Origin of the sequence: Pseudomonas sp., from assembly GCF_050739995.1 — a bacterium.
Classification (GTDB): domain Bacteria; phylum Pseudomonadota; class Gammaproteobacteria; order Pseudomonadales; family Pseudomonadaceae; genus Aquipseudomonas.
On the sequence record NZ_JBOICG010000093.1, the window covers coordinates 1 to 5977 of the forward strand.

Annotated in this window: 6 protein-coding genes and 1 pseudogene; all 7 read right to left on the minus strand. The window is 59.9% G+C overall.

Annotated features, from left to right (window positions below; all coding sequences use genetic code 11):
- Window positions 1–134: 134 nt before the first annotated feature.
- Window positions 135–1118: a GlxA family transcriptional regulator gene (locus ACRESD_RS03245; protein WP_431749610.1), complete on the minus strand. Its 984-nt coding sequence runs from the start codon at window positions 1116–1118 to the stop codon at window positions 135–137.
- A 71-nt stretch (window positions 1119–1189) separates the two neighbouring features.
- A complete protein-coding gene (gene lepB / locus ACRESD_RS03250) occupies window positions 1190–1858 on the minus strand; it encodes a signal peptidase I (RefSeq protein ID WP_431749605.1) in 669 nt (222 codons plus the stop codon).
- Window positions 1859–1907: 49 nt separating this feature from the next.
- Window positions 1908–2135, minus strand: coding sequence for a hypothetical protein (locus tag ACRESD_RS03255; protein ID WP_431749606.1), 228 nt, complete (start codon window positions 2133–2135; stop codon window positions 1908–1910).
- Between the two features lie 131 nt (window positions 2136–2266).
- Window positions 2267–2875 carry a LysE family translocator gene (locus tag ACRESD_RS03260; protein WP_431749607.1) on the minus strand — a complete coding sequence of 203 codons (609 nt, stop codon included), beginning with the start codon at window positions 2873–2875 and terminating at the stop codon, window positions 2267–2269.
- Between the two features lie 99 nt (window positions 2876–2974).
- On the minus strand, window positions 2975–3910 hold the full coding sequence (dsdC, locus tag ACRESD_RS03265; RefSeq protein WP_431749608.1) for a DNA-binding transcriptional regulator DsdC: 936 nt from the start codon (window positions 3908–3910) through the stop codon (window positions 2975–2977).
- A gap of 30 nt (window positions 3911–3940) precedes the next feature.
- Entirely contained in the window at window positions 3941–5293 is a 1353-nt protein-coding gene (locus tag ACRESD_RS03270; protein ID WP_431749609.1) for a D-serine ammonia-lyase, read from the minus strand.
- Window positions 5294–5308: 15 nt separating this feature from the next.
- Window positions 5309–5977, minus strand: a pseudogene (locus tag ACRESD_RS03275) (permease DsdX); the annotation flags it as partial.

The window sequence follows — 5977 nt, forward strand, 5'->3', positions numbered from 1 at the left end:
TGTGGGAGCTGGCTTGCCTGCGAAAGCGGCGGTGCTGCCGATGAATAGGTCGCCTGTGCCACCGCCTTCGCAGCCTCGCTGAAGCTCGACAGCTCCCATACTGAACAGTGTTAGGCAACAGAATGCCAATGGCGCTACTTGACCAGTCGCTTCTCTTTCGACGGCCTGTAACCGAAGTAGGCGCTGTAGCATTTGCTGAAATGACTCGGCGACACAAACCCGCACGCTACCAGCACGTCCACTTGTGACAACTCGGTGTGTTGTAACAGTCGACGCGCCTCCGTCACGCGCAATTCCATGTAATAGCGTTGTGGCGTGGTGCCCAACTGTTCCTTGAACAAGCGTTCCAGCTGGCGTCGGGAGCGGCCGGCGTACACGGCGAGTTGATCCAGTTCCAGGGGTTCTTCCAGGTTGGCGTCCATCAGTTTCACCACTTCACGCAATGGCGCGCTGACGCAGACGTTCTCCGTGGGTTTGATCCGGCGATAGCGGGACTCTTCAAACGCCAGGATGTCTTCGATCCCTTCGACCAACGCTTTGCCGTGCAAGCTCTTGATCCAGTCAAGCGCCATATGGAAAGCCCCCGATGGGCTCGAAGCAGTCAGGCGGTCGCGATCGATCACGTAGGGTTCGCTGGTGACCTGGGCTGCCTTGGACACTTCTGCCAGCGCTGGGCGATGTTCCGGGTGGATTGCGCAGCGGTAGCCGTCGAGCAGGCCGGCACGTCCGAGAAACCATGAGCCATTCCACAAGCCAGCCAGGCCGATCCCTTGTTCGGCGGCGACACGCAACAGCTGTATCAAGTCATCGCCTGCTTTGAGTTCGGTACGAAAACCACCACAGACCACCAAGAGATCCAAGTCCGGCAATGCCGACGGTTGCAAGGGTGCGTCGGGGCGGATCACCAGGCCCAGGTCGCTGATGACCTCGGCACCGCTGCAGCCGAAAGTACGGGTGGCAAACAGCTCGGGTCGCAACAGGTTGGCGGTGATCAGGGTATCGAGCGCCTGGGTGAATGCAGGCAGGGAGAAGTGTTCAAGCAACAAAAAGCCGACGCGGGTGAGCGGCGACGGCTGTTGGGGGGAGTCTTTGAGGTAGCGCAGGTTCTTGCCTTTCATGCCACCGCTGAACTGGCGTCTTTCCATTGAGGGTCAGCCCACTTTTATTGTCGATTGCTGTGGGCGACATCTTAGAGGATTGGCGTACCAAAGCGGCGAAAACGTGGCATCCAGTTATCCAGGATCTGCGCCGACGCCAGGATATGGTGGGCACGCCCGATCAGCAGGCGGCGCGGCACAAAGCCGATGTAGCGGGAGTCTGCGCTGTTGTCGCGGTTATCGCCCAGCATGAAGTAGCTGTCGGCCGGCACCACCACAGGGCCGAAATCACGCAAAGCGCGTACCTGCGGGATGAATTGGACAGTGCGCTTGCTGGTGTTCACCTGCTCGGTCAGCTTGACCGCCGCAAGGGTTTGCCCGGCAGCGAAAGGTTCACGGATATCTTGCACATCCGCGTAGGTGGCTGGCGTGCCATTGACCCACAACACTTCGTTTTTCATTTCCAGCGTGTCACCAGGGATGCCGACGATCCGCTTGATCAAGCGCTCGCCATCCTTGGGCGAGGTGAAGGTCACCACATCGCCGCGCTGGGGGTTATCCAGCTTGACCAGCGAAATATCGCTGAGGGGCAACTTGAGGTCATAAGCCACGCGGTTCACCAGCACCACGTCACCCTCGACCAGCGTCGGGCGCATGGAACCGGACGGAATGGGGTTCCAATCGGCCAACGAAGTACGGAACACACCAAAACACAACCAAAAAAGGATGACGTAACGGTATTTGCTCAACCAACGTTGCATATAGCCTCACACGGTAAAGAAGTGCAGAGCAGGCTCCACACGGTCCCGGTCATATTGAGTAACCTTCACGGTTGCCCATGAAGGTTACATTAACGTTTAACACCAAGCGCACAAAACACCGAATCCTGTCCTGATCTTCATAAACACCCCCCCTCCCAAGCCCATCTCCCAGCAGGCGAAGCCCCATCTGATACGGTTTTTTCTTTGACATCTGCGCCTGTATCGAAATCTGTTCCGGGCGGACAATAATCCCATTCCCGACACCCTTGTCGAGCATGGCAGGAAGGTTCCTGCCGTCCCCTTCCCTTCGGAGGCGTTATGACCAAGATGGCACTTTTCCTGTTCGGCTTTTTGGTGCTGACCATCGGCATCGGCATGCTGGCAACCATATCGCCGGTTTAACGCCGATCAGTTGCCGGCGAGCATCGGGTACAGCGACACCACCAGCAGCCCGGCCATCGACCAGTTGAACAGGCGCAACCAACGCGGCTCGCGCAGCACATTGCGCAAGCCGCTGCCACAACCGACCCACACACAGACGCTGGGCAGGTTGACCACAGCAAACACCAAGGCAATCACCAGCACGTTGGTGACGTAACCCTCAGCGGGCGTATAGGTGGTGATCGCGCCCAGCGCCATGATCCACGCCTTGGGGTTGACCCACTGAAACGCCGCCGCCCCCAGGAACGTCATGGGCTTGCCTTGGGTCTCGCTGCTGTCGGACATGCCGGCGGAGGTGGCGATCTTCCACGCCAAGTACAGCAGGTACGCCGCGCCCATATAGCGCAACAGCGTGTAGGCCCACGGGAACAGCTTGAACACCTCCCCCAGCCCCAGACCGACCGAAATCACCAGCACCATGAAACCGATGCTGATCCCCAGCGCATGGGGCATCGACCGACGAAACCCGAAGTTCACCCCCGACGCCAGTAACATGGTGTTGTTGGGGCCTGGGGTGATCGAAGACACGAAGGCAAACAGTACAAAGGCTGAGAGCAGACTGGTGGACATGAACATGGCGCGGCATCCAAACGGTGGTGGTATGCCGGTGACAGTAGTGGGTTCCAGCCGCTGGCGCCCCGTACAGCTAAGGGCGGATAGAGGCATACACTTTCGTCAGCGTTGCGCCTGTTCAAGCAGCCAATCGATCAGCACCTGGAGCCTTTTAGGCAACGTTGGATGAGCGGGATGCACCAGGTAATAACCATAGCCGACCGCATCGATGAAACCGCCGAATGGCAGCACCAGCTCACCCGCCTCCACTCGTTGACGCACCAGTTGCTCGCGACCAATGGCGATACCTGCGTGGTTGATCGCGGCCAGTACGCTCAAATCGGAACGGTCAAACGTCATGAAACGATCAGGCAACTCAACCGTGTTGCTGGTCGCCTGCTGCCAAAGCCGCCATTCCGCATCGAATGAAACGTTGTCCCACGCTGCCACGTCATGCAACACCGTGCAGTCGGGCAACCGTTGCGGCTCGCCCATCAAGCCATGGGCTCTGGCATATTCGGGGCTGCACACCGGGGCGATGCGTTCGGGCATCAACCGGGTGCTTTGCAAGCCGGGGTGTTCGCCATTCGAATAGCACAGCACCAGGTCGATACGGCGGGTGCGATAGTCGATGGGCTCATTACCGACCCGCACATCCAACTGAATCGCCGGATAGCGCGCGATGAAGTCCGACAACCTGGGCACCAACCAGCACTGGGCCACTGACGGTCTTGCGTAAAAGCACAGTTGCCCTTCGACCTGGGCGGCGGAGCGTTCCTGGACCGCTTCAGACAGCGTATCCATGGTCTGCTGCATGACCTTGAAGATCCGCTCGCCATCCTCCGTCAGCTCGACCCGCCTGGGCAGGCGATGGAACAGCTTGAGCGTCAGTTCCTCTTCCAGGCGCGCAATGCGGTGGCTGACGGCACTCGCCGTCAGACACAGCTCTTGCGCGGCGCGGGCAAAACTCAAGTGGCGGGCGGCAACCAGAAAGGTGTGCAGGTTGGACAGATGGGCACCGCTCAGTTTGGGCACCTTTGTCAGACCGCGTGCAGGCATTGCTATTGACCCCTCTCGTGCTGTTGTTGGTTACGTCGCAGACTCCTGCAGCTTGCGCCCTTTATCAAGGTAAGCCGCGAACTCCGTCGAGGGCACCATGCTGCCGCCTGTGCCCCAGATCAGATGCGTGGCGTTGGCCAGCCGGGTCGCATCCATGCCGATGCGCCGCAGGTAGGACGCATCGCTGAGCACCCGCACCATACCGGGTGCGCCGGCCATGGCCGACGGCTCCAGTTGCACACCTTCGAGCTCGTGGGCCAGGAACATCAGGCGGTAAAGCGTCTGATCGGTGACGGTATAGTAACCGTCGATCAAACGTTGCATCGCCCTGCCGACAAACCCCGACGGGCGCCCTACCGCCAGCCCGTCCGCCGCCGTGATGTTGTCGATCCCCACGTCCTGGACACTGATCTGGTCATGCAAACCGGTGTACACGCCCAACAGCATGCAAGGTGAATGGGTGGGCTCGGCGAACACGCAGCGCACAGCATCGCCAAACGCAAGCTTTAATCCAAACGCAACACCGCCAGGACCACCGCCCACTCCGCACGGCAGGTACACAAAGAGCGGGTGCTCGGCGTCCACTTTCACCCCTGCCGCCTCGAACTGCTGCGCCAGGCGCTCGGCCGCCACGGCGTAGCCAAGGAACAGGTGAGGCGAGTTTTCGTCATCGATGAAGTAGCAGGCAGGATCGTTTTCTGCCTGCTGGCGCCCGTTCTCCACGGCGACGCTGTAGTCGCTGGCATATTCCACCACCGTCACGCCGTTGGCGCGCAACTTGTCTTTCTTCCATTGGCGCGCATCCGATGACATATGGACCGTGGCCTGGAACCCCAACTTGGCGCTCATGATGCCGATGGACAAGCCGAGGTTGCCAGTGGAGCCGACCGCGATCTTGTGGCGACCAAAAAACTCCACGGCCGCTGCGCTCGCCAAGCAGGCGTAGTCATCCTCAAGGGTGATCAGGCCCGCCTGCAAGGCCAGGTCCTCTGCATGCTTGAGCACTTCATGAATCCCGCCGCGCGCCTTGATCGAGCCCGAGATCGGTAGATCGCTGTCTTTCTTGAGCCACAAGGCTCCCTGCCCGGATAACCCGGCGTCACTCAAAAGCCGCTGCTGGAAGGCCTTCAGCGGCTCGATACCCGACTCGATAATGCCGCCAGCCGCTGCCGTTTCCGGGAAAACCTTGGCGATGTACGGTGCAAAGCGCCGCAAGCGTTCACTGGCTTCCTTGACATCGTCCTGGCTCAAGCCGACATCCCCCAACGCAGTGGCGGTGGGTGCGATAGCGGGGTTGAACCAGGTCACCGGTTCAAGTGACACCAACGCTTTGATCAGTGGATGGCTGTGATACCACGCCTCCAGGGTTTTGCCTTGAATCATAGAAACCACCTTTGGTCACACGAACTGAGAAAGAACCAACGTAAACAACAGTGCCGAGACCGAAGCCAACACGGTGGCGCCGGTGAATGTCTTGAGGGCTTCGGACAGGGAAATGCCCAGGTACTCCTTCACGACCCAGAACGCGGAATCCGTGACGTGGGTCCAGCCAATGGCGCCGGCACCGATGGCGATGACTAAAATCTCCGGGCTGTATTCCGGGTGCTGAGCCAGCATCGGCAGGATCATGCCAGCGGTGCTGATCATGGCCACCGTGGCGGAGCCGACCGCGAAGTGCATCAGCCCTGCGATCAGCCACGCCAGGATGATTGGGTTGATGTTCGACTGGCCCAGCACATCGGCCAACGCCTTGCCGATCCCGCTGCCCACCAACATGTCGTTGAACGCCCCACCCGCCCCGATCACCAGGAGAATGCCGGCCAAGGGCGGAAAGCAGCGCTGGGTCAAACTGAGCAAGTCGCCCATGCCCAACCCTCGGCGCAGGCCCAGTGACCAGTAGGCAAAGACAATTGACAGCATCAGGGCAATCAGGGGATGGCCGATAAAAGAGGTCCACTCGAGCGCTATCGATCCCTTCGCCAGTACCGACGCAGCCAGTGTTTTTCCCACCATCAGTGCCAACGTCAATAGCACGTTGAACAGCGCCACCACAAAACTGGGTGCGCG